At 72.0% G+C, this 22901-nt stretch carries 19 protein-coding genes; 7 read left to right on the top strand and 12 right to left on the bottom strand.

Features of this window, described 5'->3' with window-relative positions:
* Positions 1–6 precede the first annotated feature (6 nt).
* From MMA15_RS00510 to MMA15_RS00495, 4 genes are all read right to left on the bottom strand, one after another.
* Positions 7–1710 carry a DUF885 domain-containing protein gene (locus MMA15_RS00510; RefSeq protein WP_241056961.1) on the bottom strand — a complete coding sequence of 568 codons (1704 nt, stop codon included), beginning with the start codon at positions 1708–1710 and terminating at the stop codon, positions 7–9.
* A gap of 76 nt (positions 1711–1786) precedes the next feature.
* On the bottom strand, positions 1787–3268 hold the full coding sequence (locus MMA15_RS00505) for a GNAT family N-acetyltransferase (protein ID WP_372498154.1): 1482 nt from the start codon (positions 3266–3268) through the stop codon (positions 1787–1789).
* An 89-nt stretch (positions 3269–3357) separates the two neighbouring features.
* Complete coding sequence (locus tag MMA15_RS00500; protein ID WP_241056960.1) at positions 3358–4035, bottom strand: DUF1990 domain-containing protein; 678 nt, start codon at positions 4033–4035, stop codon at positions 3358–3360.
* Positions 4036–4051: 16 nt separating this feature from the next.
* The gene (locus tag MMA15_RS00495) at positions 4052–5647 is read right to left on the bottom strand and encodes an alkaline phosphatase D family protein (protein WP_241056959.1); all 1596 of its coding nucleotides are present in this window, start codon (positions 5645–5647) and stop codon (positions 4052–4054) included.
* A 686-nt stretch (positions 5648–6333) separates the two neighbouring features.
* Here MMA15_RS00495 and MMA15_RS00490 point away from each other — a divergent pair.
* The 4 genes from MMA15_RS00490 (at position 6334) to MMA15_RS00475 (ending at position 11022) form a co-directional block, all read left to right on the top strand.
* Entirely contained in the window at positions 6334–7356 is a 1023-nt protein-coding gene (locus MMA15_RS00490) for a hypothetical protein (RefSeq protein ID WP_241056958.1), read from the top strand.
* A 230-nt stretch (positions 7357–7586) separates the two neighbouring features.
* Entirely contained in the window at positions 7587–9119 is a 1533-nt protein-coding gene (locus tag MMA15_RS00485; RefSeq protein ID WP_241056957.1) for an amino acid permease, read from the top strand.
* Between the two features lie 209 nt (positions 9120–9328).
* On the top strand, positions 9329–9799 hold the full coding sequence (locus MMA15_RS00480) for a VOC family protein (protein WP_241062891.1): 471 nt from the start codon (positions 9329–9331) through the stop codon (positions 9797–9799).
* 104 nt (positions 9800–9903) lie between these two features.
* The gene (locus MMA15_RS00475) at positions 9904–11022 is read left to right on the top strand and encodes a glutathione S-transferase family protein (RefSeq protein ID WP_241056956.1); all 1119 of its coding nucleotides are present in this window, start codon (positions 9904–9906) and stop codon (positions 11020–11022) included.
* 137 nt (positions 11023–11159) lie between these two features.
* On the opposite strand, the gene MMA15_RS00470 is transcribed toward MMA15_RS00475, so the two are convergent.
* Positions 11160–12035, bottom strand: coding sequence for an alpha/beta fold hydrolase (locus MMA15_RS00470; RefSeq protein WP_241056955.1), 876 nt, complete (start codon positions 12033–12035; stop codon positions 11160–11162).
* 215 nt (positions 12036–12250) lie between these two features.
* Between MMA15_RS00470 and MMA15_RS00465 the strand changes: the two genes are divergently transcribed.
* A complete protein-coding gene (locus MMA15_RS00465) occupies positions 12251–13144 on the top strand; it encodes an RNA polymerase sigma-70 factor (RefSeq protein ID WP_308290482.1) in 894 nt (297 codons plus the stop codon).
* Positions 13145–13300: 156 nt separating this feature from the next.
* On the opposite strand, the gene MMA15_RS00460 is transcribed toward MMA15_RS00465, so the two are convergent.
* Positions 13301–14056, bottom strand: coding sequence for an SDR family NAD(P)-dependent oxidoreductase (locus MMA15_RS00460; RefSeq protein ID WP_241056954.1), 756 nt, complete (start codon positions 14054–14056; stop codon positions 13301–13303).
* Positions 14057–14253: 197 nt separating this feature from the next.
* Here MMA15_RS00460 and MMA15_RS00455 point away from each other — a divergent pair, with 197 nt between their 5' ends.
* Positions 14254–15060, top strand: a complete 807-nt coding sequence (locus MMA15_RS00455) for a GntR family transcriptional regulator (protein ID WP_241056953.1) — start codon at positions 14254–14256, stop codon at positions 15058–15060.
* On the opposite strand, the gene MMA15_RS00450 is transcribed toward MMA15_RS00455, so the two are convergent.
* On the bottom strand, positions 15047–16213 hold the full coding sequence (locus MMA15_RS00450) for an ROK family protein (RefSeq protein ID WP_241056952.1): 1167 nt from the start codon (positions 16211–16213) through the stop codon (positions 15047–15049). The genes MMA15_RS00455 and MMA15_RS00450 overlap by 14 nt on opposite strands.
* Before the next feature lie 220 nt (positions 16214–16433).
* Here MMA15_RS00450 and MMA15_RS00445 point away from each other — a divergent pair, with 220 nt between their 5' ends.
* Positions 16434–16874: a hypothetical protein gene (locus tag MMA15_RS00445; RefSeq protein ID WP_241056951.1), complete on the top strand. Its 441-nt coding sequence runs from the start codon at positions 16434–16436 to the stop codon at positions 16872–16874.
* A 50-nt stretch (positions 16875–16924) separates the two neighbouring features.
* Here the strand turns inward: MMA15_RS00445 and mug are convergent, their stop codons facing one another.
* The 5 genes from mug to MMA15_RS00420 all read right to left on the bottom strand — a co-directional run bounded on the left by mug (position 16925) and on the right by MMA15_RS00420 (position 22545).
* A complete protein-coding gene (gene mug, locus MMA15_RS00440; RefSeq protein WP_241056950.1) occupies positions 16925–17434 on the bottom strand; it encodes a G/U mismatch-specific DNA glycosylase in 510 nt (169 codons plus the stop codon).
* Positions 17435–17499: 65 nt separating this feature from the next.
* Positions 17500–18930, bottom strand: a complete 1431-nt coding sequence (purB, locus tag MMA15_RS00435; RefSeq protein ID WP_241056949.1) for an adenylosuccinate lyase — start codon at positions 18928–18930, stop codon at positions 17500–17502.
* Positions 18931–18963: 33 nt separating this feature from the next.
* Complete coding sequence (locus MMA15_RS00430) at positions 18964–20004, bottom strand: SGNH/GDSL hydrolase family protein (protein ID WP_308290481.1); 1041 nt, start codon at positions 20002–20004, stop codon at positions 18964–18966.
* A 166-nt stretch (positions 20005–20170) separates the two neighbouring features.
* Positions 20171–21199, bottom strand: coding sequence for a hemolysin family protein (locus MMA15_RS00425; RefSeq protein ID WP_241056948.1), 1029 nt, complete (start codon positions 21197–21199; stop codon positions 20171–20173).
* Positions 21196–22545 (bottom strand): hemolysin family protein, encoded by a 1350-nt coding sequence (locus MMA15_RS00420; protein WP_241062888.1) that lies wholly within the window; start codon positions 22543–22545, stop codon positions 21196–21198. Before MMA15_RS00420 ends, MMA15_RS00425 begins: the two co-directional genes overlap by 4 nt.
* Positions 22546–22901: the final 356 nt, after the last annotated feature.

The raw sequence follows: 22901 nt of genomic DNA, 5'->3' as shown, positions 1-22901 counted from the left end.
AGCGGGTCAGAGCACCGACAGCTCCGCCACCAGGTCGTCCAGCCCCAGCGAACCCTGCGAAAGCGCCGCCATGTGCCACTTCTTCGGGTCGAAGTCGTCTCCGTGCGCCTTGCGTGCCGCCTCACGGCCCGTCAGCCAGGCACGCTCGCCCAGCTTGTAGCCGATGGCCTGCCCCGGCATGCCCAGGTAGCGCACCAGCTCGCTCTCGACGAAGTCCGCGGGACGGCCGCTGTGCATCCCGAAGAACTCCTGCGCGAGCTGCGGCGTCCACTCCTCGCCCGGGTGGAACGGGGAGTCGTCCGGGATGCGCAGCCGCAGATGCATGCCGATGTCGACGATGACCCGCGTCGCCCGCATCATCTGCGCGTCGAGATAGCCCAGCCTCTGCTCGGCGTTGGCGAGGAACCCCAGCTCGTCCATGAGGCGTTCCGCGTACAGCGCCCAGCCCTCGGCGTTGGCGCTGACCATGCCCACGGTCGTCTGGTAGCGGGACAACTCGTCGGCGACGTGCGCCCATTGGGCGAGCTGAAGATGGTGGCCCGGCACGCCCTCGTGGTACCAGGTGGAGACCAGGTCGTAGACGGGGAAGCGGGTCTCTCCCATCGTGGGCAGCCAAGTGCGGCCCGGCCGGGAGAAGTCCAGCGACGGCTGCGTGTAGTACGGGGCGGCGGCGCTGCCGGGAGGTGCGATGCGGGACTCCACGCGCCGTACCCGCTCGGCCAGTTCGAAGTGCGTGCCGTCCAGCTTCTGGATGGCCTCGTCCATGAGGCCCTGAAGCCATTCACGTACCTCGTCGACGCCCTCGACGGCCTCGCCCTCGGTGTCGAGGTGGCGCAGCGCCTCCCACGGTGTGGCCGCGCCGGGGAGGATCTTCTCCGCCTCGGTGCGCATCTCGCCCAGCAGGCGGTGGAACTCGGACCAGCCGTACGCATACGCCTCGTCGAGGTCGAGGTCCGCGCCGTTCCAGTAGCGGGCCCAGCGTGCGTAGCGTTCACGGCCGACGGTCTCCGGAGCACCGGCGACGCCGGGCTCGTAGACCTCGCGCAGCCAGTCGCGCAGCCGCCTGACCGCCGCCGTCGCCTCGTCCGCCGCGGAGGCGAGGACGTCGGTCAGCGCCTCGGGCCCTTCGGCGGCGAAAGCGGCGAACCAGCCCTTGCCGTCGCCGTCGTCACCGTCGCCGACCCACTCGTCGAGCTGTCCGATCACGGTGGAGACCTGGCGCGGGCCCGCGGGCAGGCCCTTCTCCAGACCGGCCTCCAGGGACTCCCGGTAGCCCTCCAGGGCGTCGGGCACGGCACGCAGCCGCTGCGCCACGGCCGTCCAGTCCTGAAGCGTCTCGGACGGCATGACGGTGAAGATCCCGCGCACCGAGTGCACCGGTGAGTGGAGGTTGCTGACGGCCCGCAGCCCCTCCTGGGCGTCGTGCACGGCGAGTTCGGCGGTCAGCCGCTCGCGCAGCAGGCGCGCGCAGCGCCTTTCCGCGTCGCTGTCGGCACCGGGCAGCTCCTCCGCCTCCGCCAGCCGCCGCAGCGTCGTACGGCTCAGTTCGGCGAGGGCCTCCTGACCTGCGGGGGAGAAGTCGGGAAGGCGGCTGTGGCTCTCCGGCACTCCGAGGTACGTGCCGGTGATCGGATCGAGTTCGACGAGGGCGTCGACATAAGCGTCGGCGACCTGTCGTGGCAGGGGGGTGGGGTTCATTGGATCGGACATGCTCCCATCCTGATACGCGCGGACCCCCGGCGTCATCAGCATCAGCGCTGCCGGGGGTCCGCGGAGGCCCCACTGGTCACCCGGGCCGGCGGCTGCGGGAGGGGACGCCGGAGGCGGTGGCGGAAGTGCGGGCGCCGTCCGCCGCCGAGGGCTGCCCGCCGCCGGTGAGCCGGGCGGTGATGACGAGCGTGCGGTCCTCGACCTGGTGGTCGAGGGGCGTACCCAGCTTGCGCATCGCCGCCACCATGGCCGTGTTGGACGCCTGCGTGACCGCGTAGACCTCCCTGGAGCCCGCCTCGCGCGCCAACCCGGCCAGTCGGCGCAGCAGTTCGGTGCCGATGCCCCGGTGCTGCCAGTCGTCCTCGACGATCAGCGCCACCTCGGTCTCGTCGCCGTCCCACAGCAGATGGCCGAGCGCGACGAGCTTCCCCGACGCCGTGCGGGCGGCGAGCGTCCTGCCGAAACGCGGCGAGAGCAGATGCCGCAGATAGCGGTCGGCCTCGCCGACCGGGCCGTGGTAGCGCTGCCTGAGGGTCCGCTCCGAGCAACGCCGGTGCATCTCCAGCGCCGCCCGCAGATCGCGGGTGTCCGCGCGGCGCACCGTCACCGGCAACCCGTCGGGCAGCGTCAGCGTGTCCGGCGAGCGCGGCACCCGGGCACCGGCGCCCAGCACCCGGTCCAGCTCCACCAGCGCGCTGGCGCGGGCGAACTCGGCCGGGGTGAACGGCAGCCGGGGCCGCTCCACGACGATGACGCCCCCGGCAGGATCGGGCAGGTGCAGCACGGTCTCGTCGCACGTGCCCTCCGGCGGTACGTCGAGCGGTGAGGGCAGCCCGGAGTAGGGCGAGACCGGCGGGATCGAGCGCACCGTGCACCTGCCGAGCAACTGCCGTAGCGCGAGAGGCAGTTCGGCGGTGTCGAGGGCGGTGCGTGCCGCCAGGCGCAGCACGCGGGTCGGGGTGTCGACGAGGTCGTGGGCGTCGGCCCGCTCGACCCAGGTGCCGCCCGCTCCCGCGTCGTGGACGATCCGTACCAGTGCGTCGGCCTCCAGGTCCTCGGGCGCGCGGAGCACGAACTCGTCCATGACCTGCTCGCCGGTGAGCGCGGCCTCGGCGGTGATGACTTCCGGACCTGAGCTGCCTGTGCCCGTGTCCGTGCCGCTCTCCGTGCCTGTCCTGGTGACTGTGTCGGTGGTGGTGTGTGCGCGGTTTCCCGGCGCCGCGCCGTCGTCGGCCCCCTCCACGGGCGCCGGGGTCTGCCCGGGCCGCAGGCCCAGGGGGAAGGTCTGGAGCGAGACGATGTCGATGCGTTCCCGTGCGAACGCGCTGCACAGTGCTGCGAGCGTCCCCGGTTCGTCCGGCACGGTCGTACGCATCCGCCACAGCGAAGTCGCCCCGGTCGTCTGGGACTTCACACCGGCCGCAGCGCCGTCCCCCGCGGTGTGCGGCGACTGCTGGCGGTACCGGCGCAGCAGCGCCCGGCAGTGCCCGAGACCTCCTGCGAGGAGGCTTCCAAGGCCATGCCGGGACGGCTGCTCGTTCTGTGACATGTCAGTCATGCGACCACCCTCACGCACGGGCATTGCCTGATCAAGAACGCCTTGTGACCGATGAGTTAAGGATGTTCTGTCCCTCGGGTGCCGTTTTCCTACCCGGCGTCACGCTTGCCGTGATCGCCCCTGCCCGCGGACGGTTCCGCGTCCGGGGCTCCGGACTGTTCGACGTCCGGCTCCCCGTCCGGTTCCATGTCCGGGTCCGTGTCCGGCTCCGCGCCTTGCCCGGCGGTCCGTAGCGCCTGGCGCTCCTCGTCCACGATGCGCCGCAGCACGCGTGCCGTCCGGCGCGCGTACCACCGCTGGAAGAAGCGCAGCAGGGGACCCGCGGCGGCCGTGACCCAGGTCGCGGGCGTGCTGAAGGCCAGCACCTCCAGCCGTACCGTGCCGTCGTCGTCCCGCACGACCACGAACGCCTCCTCGCCGCGCAGCGGATGGCCGGGCAGCGTCCCGTAGGCCCATCCCGTGCGGTGCGGCCGCTCGACGGTCCACACGACCCGGCACGGCGCGTGCGTGCGCAGCGAGCCCACGCCCAGTCCGACGACGACCTGCGCACCCGGGACGGCACGCTTGGCGTCCGTGTCGAAGCGGACACCGGCCGTGCGGTGCATCCGCCAAGTCATCACCGCGTCCGCCGCGGCGGCGAAGTCCTCGTCGCCGCGGCCCACTTGGTCGCTGACCCGCAGGGTGCGGTAACCGGCGGGCCACTCCCCGGGCTCCTGCTCGGTGGCTCCGATGCCCGGATAGTTCAGCCGCTGCCCCGCGCGGGTCACGGCACCGCCCCGCCGCTCACTGGCCGGTCCGGCCCGGCTGTAGCACCTTCGTGTAGAGCACCTCGCCGCCCTGCTCCCGCAGCCGTACGGTCAACTCGCCGCTGCCGCCGTCGATGTCCACCTGTCCGAAGTACTGACCGCCTTCGCTGGGCGGGGTGTTGGCCTTCTCCGGCGCCTTCACGAAGGGCTGCGACGGGCCGAACGTGCCGTCGAGCTTCAATGCGGGGAAGCCGCCCGCGTTCAGCGGCCCGGAGACGAACTCCCAGAACGGCTCGAAGTCCTTGAACGCCGCACGTGACGGGTCGTAGTGCTGGGCGCTGGTGTAGTGGACGTCCGTGGTGAACCACACCGTGCCGGTGATGCGCTCGCGCTTGATGTGCCGCAGCAGCTCGGCGAGTTGCAGCTCCCGGCCGAGCGGCGCCCCGGGGTCGGACTGCGCGACGCCCTCGAAGTCGGTCTTCCCGTCCGGTACGGCCAGACCCAGCGGCATGTCTGCGGCGATCACCTTCCACACCGCACGCGAACGCGACAGCGCCTTCTTCAGCCACTTCAACTGGGTCTCGCCCAGGATGCCCTGGGGGTCGTGCTCCTGTCTGCCGGGCGAGTTGGCGTTGCGGTACGTACGCATGTCGAGGACGAAGACGTCGAGCAGCGGCCCGTGGTGGACGACACGGTAGACGCGTCCCTGCTCGTCCTTCGCGGGGAGCGTGGTGAGCGGATGGTATTCGCTGAACGCCCGCAGCGACCGGGCGGCGAGGGTGTCGACGTCCTTCACCTTGTAGCGGTCGTCGTCGAGGATCTCGCCCGGATACCAGTTGTTGAGCACCTCGTGGTCGTCCCACTGGACGACCGAGGGCACCTGCGCCTGGAAGCGGCGCAGATTCGAATCCAGCAGGTTGTAGCGGAAGTTGCCGCGGAACTCGGCGAGGGTCTCGGCGACCTTCGCCTTCTCCTCGGTGGTGACGTTGCGCCACACACCGCCGTCCGGCAGTGCCACCTTCTCCGCGATGGGGGAGTCCGCGTAGATGGTGTCGCCGCTGTTGAGGAAGAAGTCCGGGTCGAGGCGCCGCATCTCCTCGAAGATCGTGTAGCCGCCGCGGTCGGGGTTGATGCCCCAGCCCTGACCCGCAAGGTCTCCCGACCACAGGAAGCGCACGCTCTGCCGTCTGCCGGGCGCCGTGCGGAAGGAGCCGTGCAGCGGCTTCCCCGTACGGCGCGGATCGTCGGGGTCGGCCAGCGTGACGCGGTAGAAGACCTGCTCTCCGGCGGGCAGCCCCCGCAGCGGCGTCACACCGGTGAAGTCGGTGTCCGGCCCGACGACCGGGCCCCGCCAGGTACGCGCACGGCGGAACGACTCCGTCGCCGAGGTCTCCACCTGCATCCGCGCACGCCGGTCCGCCCGCACCCAGATCAGACCCGACGAGGCCGTCACATCACCGGCCTGCACGCCCCACTTCGCCTCGGGACGCCCGCTGAGCGCCTGCGACGGTGCCGCGCCGGCCAGTGCCGGAAGCGACAGCGCGGCCGACGCCGCCAGCGAGCCGCGCAGCATCGCACGCCGTCCCGGTGCCGTGCCGCCGGTGGTGCGGGAGATGGGGTCCTCGTGCGCCATGGACGTGCCTCCTGGATCGCGTACGGACGAAAGCGGCCCGAGGGCCGGCTGTGCGATGCGTACCACCGCCTCCCCGGCGGTGCACGCGACACCTCGGCGAGCGCAGCGGTGAACACTGGACTCAGTGAACACCGACGCCGCAACGGGAGAAAGGGTTCCCCACCGGATGGGTCCCGAGCTGCGGCCTCCCGGAGGCTTGACGGCCGTCCCCACTGCCCTCAAGCTCTCTCCATGCATCCTGACCTGGAGCGTCAGCGCGGGCCCGCCCGCGTGTGGCGCTGCTGACCGCGCCCTGCCGCGCCCTGCCGCGCCCTACGTCCGCGCGTACGTAGCGGACGCGGACGCAGCGGAAGCGGAAGGACGCTGCGGAGTGGGCCGGCGAGGGCGGTGCCGAAGGGGCCGGCACACCGGACTTCCTCAGCTCGCGGCCCTTCCGCGCAGGACCGTCACAAATCCCCCCGTCGGCTTGTGACTTCCAAGGAGTTAGGTTCGCTGATGATCCCGGGACACGCGGTCACCCGTCCCTTCCGGCCAGCCCGGTACGGCAGGCGGGCCGCCGCGGTCCCCCCAACGACCGTAGAGGAAGCCGCCGTCGAGGAAATCCCCGTAATGCCGCACCACTTGTACCCTTCCCGGCCCGGACCGCAAGGGTGTACGGGCCCGCGCCGGGCGGCGGAGCGCGGCTGATGCGGCGCACGAGCGGCGGCCACGACGCCCGCGGCATACGCCCCGTCTACAGCCCTGCCGGGTTCGACAACGAACTGCGCAGCGCGCTGGAGGAGTTGAAGGCGGGCCGCTGGATGGCGATGCGCACACTGCTGGAACGCACGGGCGCGTCCTGGGGGCTGCGTACGGCCCGTTCCCAGGTGCTCGGTGTCGTGGCGGCCGGTTCGCAGGTTGTGGAGGCATGGCTGCGCGAGTCGCCCGACAGCGCCGACGCCCAGGTGATGCTCGGCCGGGTGTCGGTGGAGCGCGCCGTCCGCGCACGGCGCGAACACCACCCCAGCGCCGACGAGTTGGAGAAGACGGCCCGTCAGGAGTGCTACGCCGCGGCCGAGAAGGCGCCCGCCGATCCCGTGCCATGGGTGTCCCTGCTCGCCCTCGCCCGCCTCGACGAGCGCCAGGAGCGCGGCGAGCACCGGGAGCGCGCCGCGGAGCCGATGCTTCCCCTCGGCCCCTGGGGACTGCTCTACCGCGTCTACGAGCGGGACAGATACAACCGCGAGGCACACCACCGCATGCTGCACTTCCTGCACGCGCGTTCCGCCGGAGACTCCGCGACCCGTGCCTCCGCGGTCGACTTCGTCCGCTGGGTCTCCTCATGGGCTCCCGCCGGGTCCGCGCTGCTGGCGTTGCCGCTCTACGCCTACGTGGAGCAGTACCGGCGCCTGCCCGCGGAGGCCAGAACCGGCCCTCTGCTGCGGCAGCACTGGGCCCGCGACCCGGTCGCCGTCGACGCGAGCACCGCGCTGCACGGCTGGTTCGACCACACGGACCCCACGAGCCAGTCCGTACTGGATCTCAACCACCTGGCTCACGCGCTGTGGGCGGGCGGACGTCCGGCCGACGCGGCACGTGTGTTCGCCGCGCTGGGCCCGTACTTCACCCAGCAGCCCTGGCTCCAGGTCGCCGAGGACCCCGAACGTCCCGAGGCGGCGAGGTCGGAGTACTGCCGGGCACGTGAGGAGTCCTTCGCGGCGGACCGCTGACCCGGGCGCCCGCCGCACCCGCAGCACACCCGTCACCCAGCACCAGTCACAGCAGCACACCCGTCACCGTTCAGCCCACCCGTCATCACCGTTCAGCACCCCCGTATCCGCGTCAGGGGCACGGCTCCGTCGCCGCTCCGCCGTCCGTATCCCTGCCGCCCGGTCTTACGAGACCCCACCGTCCCGCCACCCCCCGCTCCCGTCCCCAGAGCACCACCCAGGAGGTTCCGTTGAGCCCCACCGCAAGGCGCCGTCGCGGCGACGACCGGATCGGCGACGACGACGCCAAACTCCGAGAGCTGGGTTATCACCCCGTACTGATCCGCCGCATGGGCCCGTTCGGCAACTTCGCCATCAGCTTCTCCGTCATCTCCGTGCTCTCCGGATGCATGACGCTCTACGGCTTCGGCCTCGTCACCGGCGGCCCCGCGGTGATGATGTGGGGCTGGATCGTGGTCGGCCTGATGGTGATGTTCGTCGGCGCCGGACTCGCGGAGGTCACCAGCGCCTACCCCACCTCCGGCGCCCTGTACTACATGGCCGACCAGCTCGGCGGACGCCGCTGGGGCTGGTACACGGGGTGGCTGAACCTGCTCGGACTGCTGGGCACCCTCGCCGGAATCGACTACGGCGCCGCGATGTTCACCGGCGCGCTGTTCAACCTCCAGTGGGGACTGGAGCCCACGCCCGGCGTGGTGATGGTGATCTTCCTGTGCATCCTGCTGCTGCACGCCGCGCTGAACCTGTTCGGGGTGAGGCTCGTGAGCGTCCTCAACTCCGTCAGCGTGTGGTGGCACTTCGCCGGGGTGGCGGTGATCGTCTCCGCGCTGTGGTTCATCCCCTCCGAACACCGCACGTCCGCCTTCGTGTTCGGCGAGTTCGTCAACGACACCGGCTGGTCGTCCTCGGTGTACGTGGTGATGATCGGGCTGCTGCTGGCGCAGTACACCTTCACCGGCTACGACGCCAGCGCCCATCTTTCGGAGGAGACCACCGACGCGGAGGTCAGCGCCGCACGCGGCATCGTCCGCGCCGTCGGATGGTCCTGGGTCGCCGGCTTCGTGCTGCTTGCGGGCGTCACCTTCGCCATCCAGGACTACGCGGGCACCCAGAACAGCGCCACGGGGGTGCCTCCCGCGCAGATCTTCCTGGACGCGCTCGGCCTGACCGGCGCCAAGCTGCTGCTGCTCATCGTGATCGTCGCCCAGCTCTTCTGCGGCAACGCCGAAGTCGCCGCCACCAGCCGCATGGTCTTCGCCTTCTCCCGCGACGGCGCCCTGCCGTTCTCCGCTCAGTGGCGCCGTGTCAGCGCACGCACGGGCACACCTGCGAGGGCGGTGATCCTCACGGTCGCCGTCGCCGCGCTGCTCACGCTCCCCGCGCTCTACAGCAAGGCCGCGTACGGCGCCGTCACCGCGATCTCCGTCATCGGCATCACCCCGGCCTACGCCATTCCCGTCTATCTGCGGCTGCGGTACAAGGACCGCTTCCGCAGGGGCAAGTGGCACCTGGGCCGCTGGGGCGTGCCGGTCGGCTGGGTCGCCGTGGTGTGGGTGGCCGCAGTGACCGTGCTGTTCTGCCTTCCGCAGACCAACCCGGTCACCGCCGACTCCTTCAACTACGCGCCCGTCGCGCTGATCGGCGTACTGGCGCTGGCGTCCTTCTGGTGGGCGGTCGCCGGGCGCGGCTCGTACACGACGCCCACGTTCAGCAGCGGCAGCGGCGACCGTGAACTGGTGGAGATGAGCGACGAGATCGTCTGACGGGCGGGCCGTCACCAGGGCGCGCTCACCGAGGGCCCGTCGCCGATGGCCTGGCGGCGAGGGCCTGCGGCCGGCGGCCTGTGGTCCCGGGCCCACAGGCCGAGGGCTCCTCGTACCGGCGTCCGATGCCCGGCGGGTTCGCCGTCTGTAACGTGCCCGTGCGGCCGGCGCCCGCCGTACGCACCGAACTGCCCGGGAGCGCAGCCCATATGGACGGCACTCGTCACATCCGCATCGCACGCCCCACGAATGACCTGGCCTCGGCCGAACGCTTCTGGGTCGAGGGCCTCGGCATGGACGTGCTGTTCCGTACGGAGGCCCGTCACCCGGCGCCGGACGGAGACGGCGACGCCGGCGACGCCGGGGACGGCGACGACGGCAGCCCCCACGGCGGCGAGTACGCGCTGCTGATGACCGGATGGCGGGACGCGGGCTGGCACCTGGAGTTCGCCCTCGACCCGCACGCCCCCGTGACGCCCGCGCCCACCGACGAGGACCTGCTGGTGATCTATCTCGACGGTCCGGTGCCCGAGGGGCTCGTGGAGCGGTTGGAGCGATGCGGCGGCACGCGCGTGACCGCCCGCAACCCGTACTGGGAGCAGTGGGGCGTGACCGTGCGCGACCCCGACGGATACCGGCTGGTGCTGTCGACGCGCGACTGGTCCTCCGGGGCGCGGTGAGAGCCCCCGCACGAGGGCTTCCGTAGTGTCGTCCGCTCCGGGCGGTGGATCCTGCCCCGGCAGGGGTACAGGTCCACCGGAGACCGACAGGGAAGGACCGCACATTGAGCCGCCACGGCGACGCGACCAGCGACGGCGACACCGCGCAGGGCACCCATGCGCAGAGCACCCCCGCGAACGGCACCACGGAGGGCAGCGCAGCACAGGGCAGCACCGCGCAGAGCAACGCCGCGTACGGCAGGAAGAGCTTCAAACGGTCCAAGAGCCACTTCGCGGACCGCATCACCGCCGACGGCGCGGACGGATGGCCAGTGGAGGCGGGCCGCTACCGGCTCGTCATCAGCAGGGCGTGCCCCTGGGCGAGCCGTGCGGCGATCTCACGGCGGCTGCTGGGGCTGGAGGACGCGCTGTCGATGGGCGTCACCGATCCCCTTCAGGACGACCGCAGTTGGCGTTTCACGCTGGACCCCGGCGACCGTGACCCGGTGCTGGGAATCCGCTTCCTGCACGAGGCGTACGACGCGAGGGAGAAGGAGTATCCGGGCGGCGTGAGCGTACCCGCGGTCGTCGACGTCCCCAGCGGGCAGCTCGTCACCAACGACTACCTCCAGCTCACCCTCGACCTCGCCACCGAGTGGACGGCACAGCACCGGCCCGGCGCCCCGGACCTCTACCCCGTGGAGCTGCGCGACGAGATCGACGAGGTCATGGACGGCGTCTACCGCGACCTCAACAACGGCGTCTACCGCGCCGGTTTCGCCACCGGCCAGGAGGAGTACGAGAAGGCCTACGCGGACGTCTTCCGCCGCCTGGACCTGCTGTCGGAGCGGCTGTCAGGGCGCCGCTACCTGGTGGGCGAGACCATCACCGAGGCAGACATCCGCCTGTTCACCACGCTCGTACGCTTCGACGCCGTCTACCACGGCCACTTCAAGTGCAACCGCAACAAGATCACCGAGGACCCGGTGCTGTGGGCGTACGCACGCGACCTCTACCAGACGCCCGGCTTCGGCGACACGGTCGACTTCGACCACATCAAGCGGCACTACTACGGCGTCCACACCGGCATCAACCCGACGGAGATCGTGCCCGCCGGCCCTGACCTCACGGGCTGGCTGACCCCGCACCACCGCGAACAGCTCGGCGGCCGGCCCTTCGGGGACGGCACACCGCCGGGCGCGGTCCCTCCGGACGAGGAGGTTCCGGCGGGCCACCGGCCCTGAGCGGACGGTGAGTTGAGCGGTCGAGCCACCTGAGGCCCGTCGAGGGGCCCGGCAGCGGAAGCCGGGCCCCTCGTCCGTGTGAACGGTCGGCGCAACGACCCGTGCGACTCGTGCGAGCCGTACGACGGGGCCGGGGTTCAGACCGCGCGCACCGTCTCCAGCACCAGCCGCGCCACCAGCGCCGGATCGTCGTTCATCGGTACGTGACCGCAGCCGGGCAGCGACACCAGACGGGCGCCCGGGATGGTCTTCTTCGCCCGCGTGCCCTGACGGCGCAGCAGCAGCCGGTCCTTGCTTCCCCAGCCGATCGTCACCGGTACGTCGGGGATGTCACGGTCGAAGATCACGTCGGGGCTGCGCCCCACCTTCAGCGTCGGCGCGAACCCGGTCGCCCCGCGCATCGAGCGCGTCTCCGCCACCACCGCCTCGGGTGAACGGCGGCCAGGGCGGGCGTAGATGGTGCTCGTGAGCGCCGCACGGCCCGCGGCGCTGCGGGCCATCCGGTGCAGCAGCGCATCCGGGATGCCCTTCGCGCCCGCGCGCATCCCCAGCAGCACGGCGTATGCGTAGCGCCGCTCCGCGCCGGTCCAGAAACCGGCGGGGGACAGGGCCGTCACCGAACGCGCGTACCCCTGCGACGCCAGCTCCAGGGCGAGCAGCCCGCCGAGCGAGTTGCCCACCACATGGGGGCGCTGAAGTCCCAGCGCCGAGAGCGCGTCGCCCAACAGCGGTATGACGCTGTCCAGTTCGTACGACACTCCCTCGGGAAGCTCCGGAGAGGCCCCGAAGCCAGGAAGATCGACGGCGATCACCTCGCACGAGGCGGCGAGGATGCTCAACACCGGCTCCCACGCCTGCCAGTGGTGCCCTATGCCGTGCAGCAGCACGACGGGTTCGCCGCTGCCGCGCCGCTCGTAGGCCAGGTCGAAGCCGGGCCGCTCACCGGCCGGGGCGACATGCACGAAGGACTCGGTGGGCGGCACGGGCGTGTGGGGGGAGGCGACGGCGGTCATGGTCCACTCCTCGTGAATCTCGTACGTCGGAACGACCGGCGGAACCGGTACGACGGACGGCCGGGGCAAGGCCCGGGCGGCACGGCCGACCGTTCGTAGACACGATGTCAGCAAGAGGCCCGCGGGGGAAGCCCCGTTGAGCGGCGGCTGACGAGCGGCGGCAGACGGGGGCACGTACCCGGGGACGACCAGGGACCGGGTGACATCATGAGTCCGTGGACGCCGAACAGAACGACGGGACCGCTGTCTTCGAAGAACACCGCCCGGTCCTGCTGGGCGTGGCCTACCGCATGCTGGGCCGCGTCGCCGACGCCGAGGACGTCGTCCAGGACACCTGGCTTCGCTGGGCCTCGGCAGACCGCCAGACCGTGCGCGAGCCGAGGGCGTTCCTCGTACGCGTCGCCACCCGTCTCGCCCTCGACCGGCTGCGCTCGGCACAGTCACGGCGCGAGACCTACGTCGGACCCTGGCTGCCGGAGCCGCTGCCCACCGACGTGCACACCGGTCAGGTGCCCGACGGCGCCGAGCGCGCCATGCTGGCCGAGTCCGTCTCGCTGGCCGTGCTGGTGGTGCTGGAGTCCCTCTCCCCGCTGGAGCGCGCCGTGTTCGTGCTCCGCGAGGCGTTCGGATTCCCGCACGAGGAGATCGCCGGTGTGCTCGACCGCAGCCCCGCGGCAGTACGCAAACTCGCGGCCCGCGCACGCACCCATGTCGCCGAACGCACCCCCCGCTACGAGGTCGACCCCGACCAGCAGCGGGAACTGACCCGGCGGTTCATGGACGCGGCCTCACGGGGCGACCTCGACGGGCTGCTGCGCCTGCTGGCTCCCGACGCCCGCCTGGTCGGCGACGGCGGCGGCAAGGCCAAGGCGCCGCTGCGCACGATCACTTCGTCCGCCAAGGTGGGGCGCTTCATGGCGGCGATCGCCCAGCAGGGCGTGGCACACCTGGAGTTCGCGTTCACGGAACTCAACGGCGCGGCGGCACTGGTCGGTTCGGACGGCGGCAAGCCCACCGCCGTGATGCTCCTGGACGTCGCGGACGGCCGCATCCAGTGCGTCTACCTGGTCGCCAACCCCGACAAGCTGACGCATCTGCGTACGGGCTGAACGGCGTCCGGCCGGCGGCTCATGCGAGCGAGGAGGGGCAACCGGTGGGCTGCGGACGGCAGTTGACCGGTGCCGGGTCGGCCGGGTGCCGGGGTGGGCCGGTGGCCGATGCTTGCGCCCCGGCCTGCCGCCCCTGTCGCCTTCGCCGCCCCGCCCTCAGGCGCCGCCCGCGACCCTGAGCACCGCCCCGTTGGTGAACGACGCCTCGCCGGACATCAGCCACGCCACCGCGGCTGCGATCTCCTCCGGCTCGCCCGGACGGCGCACCGGAATCGCGGTGGCCTTCTTCCAGGGCCGCTCCGGGTCGCCCATCGTGGCGTGCATCTCCGTGAGCACGGCACCGGGCTGCACCGAGTTGACGCGTACGCCCCAGGGCCCGAACTCCTTGGCCAGGCCGACCGTCATCGCGTCGACCGCCGCCTTCGACGCCGCGTAGTGCACGTACTCGTCCGGAGCGCCCAGCGTCGCCGCCGCCGAGGAGACGTTCACCACGCAGCCGCCCTCGCCGCCGTACTCCCTCGACATCGCCAGCAGCGCACGGCGTGAACACAGCAGCGCGCCCAGCACGTTGACGTCGAGCACGCGACGCATCACATCGGTGGGCGTCTCGGTGAAGCGGCCCAGCGGGCCGGTCACCCCCGCGTTGTTCACGAGCCCCGTCACCGCCCCGAGCCGGTCGCCCACGGTGTCGAAGAGCCGGTCGACGTCCGCTTCGACGCTGGTGTCGAGCTGGACGGGCAGCGCCCGGACGCCCTCGGCGCGCACCTCCCGCGCGACCTGCTCCGCCGCGTCGTGGGAGCGCTCGTAGCCGATCGCGACATGGTGCCCCTCCCGCGCGAGACGCAGGGCGACGGCCGCACCGATTCCGCGACTGCCCCCGGTGACCACCGTGACCCGCTGCCCCTGCGTCATGAGCCCTCCGTCCTCCAGAACGAGCGATGATCGATCATCTCATCCGGGCATCCGCCCTCACATCCCGTCGTCCTTATTGGTCTTGACCAACTCCTAAGGTCCCCTTAAGGTCGCCATACGCAAGGACCTTTAAAAAACAAGCACGCATAAAGCCGGACCGAAACGGGCTGGCGATGCAGGGGAGAGGCGGGGCCACAGTGAGCACCACAGAGCTGGACGCGGTGCCGGAGCCGAAGTACTGGCACCTGAAGACCGTGCTGTCGGACGCGCTGGACTCCGAGTTCGCGGTCGGCGAGATCCTGCCCAACGAGCGCGAACTGGCAGCCCGCTTCGGAGTCGCCCGCGCCACCCTCCGGCAGGCCCTCGAACAGCTCGAACTCGAAGGCCGCCTCCAGCGCCGCCGCGGAGTGGGCACCACCGTCGCGCCGCCGCGCTTCGGCGTCGAGGTGGGATCGCCCGAGCAGACATGGCCGGGCAGCCCCGACGACGCCTGGCAGACCGGCGAGAGCGACGAGACCAAGCCGCCCACCTACGTGGCCGCGCTGCTGGGCCAGGACACGGACCAGAAGGTCCACGTGGTACGCCGCACCCGCATGACGCACGGCCAGCCGGTCGCCGGTGAGCTGCTCTACGTGCCGCACGCCTCGGTCCCCGGGCTGCCCGACGCCGACACCTCCGGCGACACGGCACGCGGCCGTGCCGTACTGCGTGAACTGCACCGCCTCGAACTCAACGGCCTGGAGCGCACGGTGGAGCTGGGCTCGGCACGCGCCGACGACGCCCGTCAGCTCGACCGGCTGCCCGGTGCGCCCGTGCTGGTCGTCACCACCAGCTACTACTCACAGGGCGCCGTCGCCGCCGTCGCGGTCTCCACCTACCGTGCCGACACCTGCCGCCTGACCTTCGGCGACAGCAGGCCCGAGCCAGTGATGCCCGGCACCGACGCCGCCGCACCGGCCGCTCACCGGCGGCACCGGCCCGCGTCGCGCCTCAGTCGAGTCTGACGCTGAACAGCTCGCTCTCGACCTCGTCGAGAGCGAGCCTCAGCGCGCCCGTGGCCACCGCAGACTCGCCCAGCACCGACAGGGCGACACGCGGCGGCCTGAGGCAGTAGCGCTCCAACTCGGCCCGCAGCGGCCCCAGTACGTCGTCCAGCCCCGACGCCCAGCCGCCGATCACCACCAGCTCCGGGTCGAGGGCGAGCACCAGCGCCGCCACGTCGTGCACCAGCCGCTGCACGAAGCGCTCCACGGCACGCTCCGCACGCTCGTCGCCCGCGCGTGCCAGCGCGAAGACGCGGGCCACCGCCGTCTCGTCCAGCGGATGCAGCGGCTCGTCCGTCGTCGACAGCAGCCGCTCCGGCGTCGCCTCGCGGCCCAGCAGATGCAGGGCGCCGATCTCACCGGCTGCACCGCCGAATCCGCGGTGCAGCCGCCCGCCGATCAGTGAACCCGCCCCCGGGCTCAGCCCCACCAGCACCATCACGACGTCCTGGGCGCCCTCGGCCGCGCCCTGCCAACGCTCGGCCACGACGGCGGAGTTGGCGTCGTTCTCGACGATGACGGGACAGCCGAACGCCGTCTCCCGCAGCTTCTCGCCCAGCGCCAGGCCCGTCCAGCCCGGCAGTGCCGTGCTCAGCCGTACCGTGCCGTCGGCTTCTACGATCCCGGGCGTGCCGACGCCCACAGCGCGCAGCGAACCGCAGTCGACGGCGTTGACACGGATGAGTTCGGCGACCGTGGTGTGCGCCTGGGCGAGACGCTCCGCGGCGGGGGCGTCCTCTTCGACGTCCTGTGTGACCGAACCGGCGATCTCCCCGGTGAGATCGGAGACGACCGCGGCGATCCGGTGGGCTCCGATCTCGACGCCGATCGCATGGCCCGCCTCCGCACGGAAGCGGAAGCGCCGCGCGGGGCGGCCCCGGCGGGCGGCGTGCTCGGCGCCGCCGGGCTGCTCCTCACCGGCCTCCGTCGCCAGGCCCGCATCGACGAGACCCTCGATGACGCCTTCGACTGTGGGACGGGACAGCTCGGTTGCGTGGGCGAGATCCGTCAGCGTCAGCGGCGCCCGGCCGAAGTGCGAACGCAGCACGCGCAGCACGGCGGTGGAGTTGATCCGTCGCAGCAGAGAAGGGTCTCTGCCCGAGAGCCGCGCCAAGTCCGCCTCCAAGCCTGTGCCCTGCGCCGGATCGTATCCGGTGGCCGCAGTTACCGCGAGTACGGGGTCGGTCGCCGAGAGGCCGGAAGCCGGTGGTAGCGGTATGCCTCGGGCCTGCGGGTGCCGCAGTCTCCGCGTGCACCCTGGCGCAGGCCCTCGGGGGCGCTGAACTGCCGCCTCCGCGCGACGAGATGTCGGCACCGGAGGGTTTACTGGGGCCATGGACGTCCTCGCCCGTCACCTCGCCACGATCGACCGGTTACGGTGCGGCGCGTTCCCCGCGCGGCGCCGCCGGAAGGCGGAGGTCGTGAGCGGCCCCGGCTACCACACGGTGGAGCTGTCGACGAGCGAGGAGTTCTGGGACGACGACGGCACGAGGCGGGCCGCTGCCGAGGAGCAGTACGAGGCGGAGTGCGGGGCGCTGAGCATGCTGCTGACGACCCGCTGGGGCGAGCCGCAGCTCGTGAGCCTCGTCGGCGCCATGCTGCGCGGCGCCGTGGGAGAGGAGATCCCCGAGCCCTGGCGGGAGTTGAGCGCCGGTGTCCCATACGTCGAGCTGTGGCGGGCGGACGACAGGTGGATAGCGGTGGGCGTATCGCGGCAGGGCCCCGAGCTGCCGTTCCAGCTCGTGGCGGCCGTTACGGTCAACGACCCGCCGTAGCGGGCCGGTTCGCGGCGACGGCAGGTTCGCGACTGCCGTCCGGGCAGGGCCTAGGAGTCTTCGTCGCCCGCCTCGTCCTCCGCGGCCTCCCGCAGCCGGGAGAACTCCTCCGCCATGGCCTGCGGAGTCCAATGCGCGTTCAGCCCGCTCGGGTTGGGCAGCACCCACACCCTCGTACCGCCGATTCTCCGCTCCTGCGGCCCGACTTGAGCATGACGGTCGGCGAACGCCGTGCGGTAGGCCGTCACCCCCACCACGGCCAGCCAACGCGGGCGCAGCCGCGACACCTTGCGCTCCAGGTCCCGGCCGCCCTCGCGGTACTCCTCGGCGCTCAGCTCGTCGGCACGCGCACTGGCTCGCTGCACGACGTTGGTGATGCCGAGCCCGTACGTCAGCAGCTCACGCTCCTCGTCCGGACGCAGCAGCCGCGGAGTGAACCCGGCGGAGTGCAGCACCGGCCAGAAGCGGTTGCCGGGGCGGGCGAAGTGATGCCCCGTGGCCGCGGACATCAGGCCCGGGTTGATGCCGCAGAACAGCACCCGCAGCCCCTCGGCCGTCACGTCCGGGACGAGCTTTCCGCGGGCCGCCTCAAGCTCCTCGCGGCTGAAGCGGGGCGCGCGGCGCGTCAGAGGATCGCCCCCGGAACGTAGGCGGCGGCCTCGGGGTGCTCCTTGGTGATCTCCTCGATACGGGCGACCACCGCCGCGACCTGACGGGCGGCAGCACCGGTGAAGGCCAGCCGGTCCTCCATGAGGGCCGCCAACTCCCCGCGGCCGAGCGGGATTCGCTCGTCGGCGGCGAGACGGTCCAGCAGCTCGTTGCGTTCGGCGCCGCCGCGCAGCGCCAGCGCCGAGGCGACCGCATGCTCCTTGATCGCCTCGTGCGACGCCTCCCGGCCGACCCCGGCCCGTACGGACGCCATCAGCACCTTGGTGGTGGCCAGGAACGGGAGATAGCGGTCCAGTTCGCGTTCCACCACGGCGGGGAAGGTGCCGAATTCCTCCAGCACCGTCAGGAACGTCTCCATCAGACCGTCGAAGGCGAAGAAGGCGTCGGGCAGTGCCACCCGCCGCACGACGGAGCACGACACGTCGCCCTCGTTCCACTGGTCGCCGGCCAGCTCGCCCGTCATCGAGGCGTAGCCGCGCAGCACGACCATCAGCCCGTTGACGCGCTCGCACGATCGGGTGTTCATCTTGTGCGGCATCGCCGAGGAGCCGACCTGCCCCTCCTTGAACCCCTCGGTCACCAGCTCCTGCCCGGCCATCAGCCGGATCGTCTTCGCCAGCGACGAGGGCGCGGCGGCGAGTTGGACGAGCGCACCGACCGCGTCGTGGTCGAGAGAACGCGGATAGACCTGCCCCACGGAGGTGAAGACGTGGGCGAAGCCGAGATGGGAGGCGATCCTGCGCTCCAGCTCCTCCAGCTTCTCCTCGTCGCCGCCGAGCAGGTCGAGCATGTCCTGCGAGGTGCCCACGGGGCCCTTGACGCCGCGCAGCGGATAGCGGGCGAGCAACTGCGTCAACCGCTCGTAGGCGACGAGGAGTTCGTCGGCGGCCGACGCGAAGCGCTTGCCGAGTGTGGTGGCCTGGGCGGCGACGTTGTGCGAACGGCCCGCGATAACCAGCTCCGCGTGCTCCGCGGCCAGCCGGCCAAGCCGCGCCAGCAGCGCGACGCTGCGGTCCCGTGCCAGCTCCAGGGAGCGGCGGATCTGCAACTGCTCGACGTTCTCCGTCAGATCGCGCGAGGTCATGCCCTTGTGCACATGCTCGTGCCCGGCCAGCGCGTTGAACTCCTCGATGCGGGCCTTCACATCGTGCCGGGTGACCTTCTCCCGCTCGGCGATGGAGGCCAGGTCCACGTCCTCGACGACCCGCTCGTAGTCGGCGACGGCCTGCTCCGGCACGTCGACGCCGAGGTCGCGCTGGGCCCGCAGCACCGCCAGCCACAGCCGCCGCTCCAGCACGACCTTCTCTTCGGGGGACCACAGCCGGGCGAGCTGCGCGGACGCGTAGCGGGAGGCGAGTACGTCGGGAATGCGGGGCTTGTCAGTCACACCGCCCGATTCTACGGGGTCGCCTCCCGGCCGCTACGGGGTGTCCTCGCAGGCCAGCGCCGTCAGCTCGGGACGCTTGGGCGCACGCCCGTCGCCGCTGGAACGCCCCGTGAGGCGCCGCCCGATCCACGGCACCAGATGCTGCCGCGCGAACCGCAGATCGGCACGGCGACGGGCAGTCCACGACGGCAGAGGCGAAGGGGGAAGGGGAGCGCGCCAGTCGCTGGTGGCGGGGTGGCCGAGCCGCTGCCACACCGCCTCGGCGACCCTCCGGTGGCCCTCCTCCGTCAGATGCAGCCGGTCGTCGGCCCACAGCCGGGGGTCCGCCAGCACCGCCCCCGAGTACAGGTCCACGACGAGCGCGCCGTGCCGCGCCGCCAGTTCGTCTATGAAGTCGAACAACCGCTCCATGCGGCCCCGGTAGCGTTCCAGTACGGGCCCGTTGCGGCCGGGGCTGCGCATCAGCACCAACTGCCCGCAGCTCGGGGCCAGTCTCTCCACGCACTCCTCGAGTACGCCGAGTACCCGGCCCATGTCGCAGCGGGGACGCAGGGTGTCGTTGAGGCCGCCGACGAGGGTCACGAGGTCGGCGTTCATCGCGGCGGCGGCGTCCACCTGCTCCGCGGCGATCTGCCCGATGAGCTTGCCGCGCACGGCGAGGTTGGCGTAGCGGAATTCTCCGGCGGAAGCGGCCCGGGCAGCGCCCCTGGAGTCCGGGTGGCCGCCGGGGTATTGGCCGTGCCCGGGGGCCGCCTCGTTCTCGGACTCCGTGCCTTCCGGCCGGGTGGCGCCGGGGGCGCTGTCGGCGCCCGCGGTGCTCTCGGCGCTCGCGGCGTGTGCCGCGAGACGTGCGGCGAGGAGATCCGCCCAGCCCCGGTAGCTGCCGTCGGGCAGGAGGTCCGACATTCCCTCCGTGAAGGAGTCGCCGAGGGCGACGAAGCTGCGTACGGCCGGGGGCTCCCCGGACGCCGGCTGCCCGGCGGGGAACGGACGCCGGGTGGTTGCCCGGGACGCGGCGGCGCCGGGAGAGTCGGCTGTGCCGTCGGCCGGTCGGGAGTCCTGCGCGCTGCTCACGGCCGTTCATCGTATCCGGTTGCCGGGGGCGACTTCCCGCGGCCCTTCGGCGCCCTCCACCGCCCCGCCGGAGAACAACACCCGGCCCGGGTTCGCTGATCCGCGCCGGTCGAGCCGCCCCGTCAAGTCGAGCTGCGCCGTCAAGTCCCCGTGCCCGCTCAGCCGTTCACGGCTGTTCCTCCTCCGGACTGCGGTGGACCAGTTCACGAAGCACGTCCTCCATGGTCACCACCCCCGCCGTACGCCCGTCGTCGCCCATCACCGCCGCCAGATGCGTACTGCTGCTGCGCATCGCACCCAGCACGTCGTCCAGCGGCATCGACGCCCGTACCCGCGCGATCGGCCGCATCGCCGTCGCCGGGAACGCCGCGTCGCGGGGCAGGGCGTCCAGCGCGTCCTTGACGTGCAGATAACCCAGCGCCCTGCCCTTGCCGTCCACCACGGGGAAGCGGGAGAACCCCGAACTCGCCGAGAGCTGCTCCAGCTCCTCCGGTGTCACACCGAGGCGCGCGGCCACGACGATCTCGGTCGGCCTGGCGATCCTGCCGACGGGGCGGCGGCCCAGCTCCAGCGCATCACGCAGCCGCTCGGTGGACCGGTCGTCGAGCAGCCCCGCCTCGCTGGAATCGGCGACCATCTGGGCCAGTTCGTCGTCCGAGAACGTCGACTCGACCTCGCCTTTGGGCTCCACACGCAGCAGCTTCAGCAGGCTGTTGGCGAAGGCGTTCACCGTGAAGATCACCGGCCGCAGGGCGCGGGAGAGCCCCACCAGCGGCGGGCCCAGCAGCAGCGCCGCACGCTCCGGCCCGGCCAGCGCGATGTTCTTCGGGACCATCTCGCCGAGCAGCATGTGTGCGTACGTGGCCGCCGTCAGCGCGATCACGAACGAGATGACGCGGGCCAGCCCCTCGCCCACGCCCATCAAGTGGAACAGCGGCTCCAGCAGGTGCTCGATCGCCGGCTCGGCCACGACACCGAGCACCAGCGTGCACAGCGTGATCCCGAGCTGGGCGGCGGCCAGCAGCGCGGAGACGTTCTCCAGGCCCCAGATGACGCTGCGCGCCCGCCGGTCGCCCTCCTGCGCGCGCGGCTCGATCTGCGCCCTGCGTACGGAGATCATCGCGAACTCGCCGCCCACGAAGAAGGCGTTCGCGACGAGCGTCAGCAGCCCGATGAAAAGCTGAATGGCCGTCAACGTCCCCCCTCCCCGGCGGTGGCTTCCGCGTCTTCCGGCTCCGGGGGAGCGGTGAGCTGGGCACGTGCGGCGCGACGGCCGCGGGCGTCGACGACCTCGATGTGCCAGTCGGCGACGTCGAGCGAGTCTCCGCGCTCGGGAATCCTCCCCAACTCCGTGGCGACGAGCCCCGCCAGCGTCTCGTAAGGGCCCTCTGGGGCGTGCATGCCGATGGCCTGGAGCTGGTCGGTGCGGGTGGCGCCGTCGGCGTCGAACACACGCCGCCCGTCCGGGTCGTGACCCGCGGGGGCCAGGTCCGGTGGCTCCTGAGGGTCGTGCTCGTCGCGGACCTCGCCGACGACCTCCTCGATGATGTCCTCAAGGGTGACGACACCGGCCGTGCCGCCGTACTCGTCGATGACCACGGCGATGCTGCGCTCCCCGCCGGGCATCCGGTCCAGCAGCCGGTCCACGGTCAGCGACTCCGGTACGAGCAGGGGCTCGCGCATCAGTTCCGTCACCGGGTAACGGGGCCGCTCGTCGGCGGGAACCGCCAGCACGTCCTTGATCCGTACGATCCCGACGACCGTGTCGAGGCCGCCGCGCACCACCGGAAAGCGGGAGAGGCCGGTGGCGCGGGTCGCGTTGGCGACGTCCTCGGCGTTGGCCTGCACGTCCAGCGACGTGACCTGCACCCGTGGCGTCATCACGTTCTCCGCGGTCAGCTCCGCGAGGTGCAGGGTCCGCACGAACAGGTCGGCGGTGTCCGGCTCAAGCGCCCCCGCCTTCGCCGAGTGCCGGGCGAGCGCGACCAGTTCGCGTGGCGAGCGTGCGGAGGCCAGCTCCTCGGTGGGTTCGAGCCCGAGCATGTGCAGGATGCGGTTGGCGGTGTTGTTGAGGTGGCGGATCAGCGGCCGGAAGACGGCGGAGAAGACACGCTGGGGTGTGGCCACAGCCTTGGCGATGGGCAGCGGACGGGAGATCGCCCAGTTCTTCGGCACGAGTTCGCCGACCACCATCAGTACGAGCGTCGACAGCGCGGTGCCGAGGACGAGGGCCGCCGAGGGCGCCGTGGAGGTGGGCACCCCCACTGCACGCAGCGGCCCCGCGATCAGCTTGGCGATCGACGGCTCGGCGAGCATGCCGACGACCAGATTGGTGACCGTGATCCCCAACTGCGCCCCGGAGAGCTGGAACGTCAGCGACCGCACCGCCTCCATCGCACTGCGCGCGCCACGCTCCCCGCGCTGGACGGCACGCTCCAGGTCCGCCCGCTCGACCGTCGTCAGCGAGAACTCGGCGGCGACGAAGGCACCGCAGGCAAGGGCGAGCAGCAGCGCCAGGAGGAGGAAGAGCACCTCGGTCACCGGGCCGCCTCCGCCGACGACGGTGAGGCGCAGCACGCAAGCGCAGCCCGGCGCGCGCAGCCAAGCGGGACGCATGGGGCCACGGAACGCAGCCGGAGGCGCGGGCCCCCGGCGGTCGTTCCGTGCCGGTCACGGTGGTCTCTGCTGTGGGAAGGGTCGCCCATGGGCGGGCTTTCACACCTTTCGGGAACGGCACGGCCCCTGGCTGTCGCGGGGCGCGGAACGTCACTGGACAGAGGTTCGGGCGTGACGACGAGCGTTCATCGTAGACGGACAGTAGCGACAGCGAGTTCCCCGGGCGGGCGGCCGATATGCGCTCTGGGAGCCCGCCCACGACGAGGCGGCCCGCCGCTGCC

Source organism: Streptomyces marispadix, assembly GCF_022524345.1.
Lineage (GTDB): Bacteria > Actinomycetota > Actinomycetes > Streptomycetales > Streptomycetaceae > Streptomyces > Streptomyces marispadix.
Note: the sequence above shows the minus strand (reverse complement) of the source record. Positions and strands in the feature narration are given on the sequence as shown.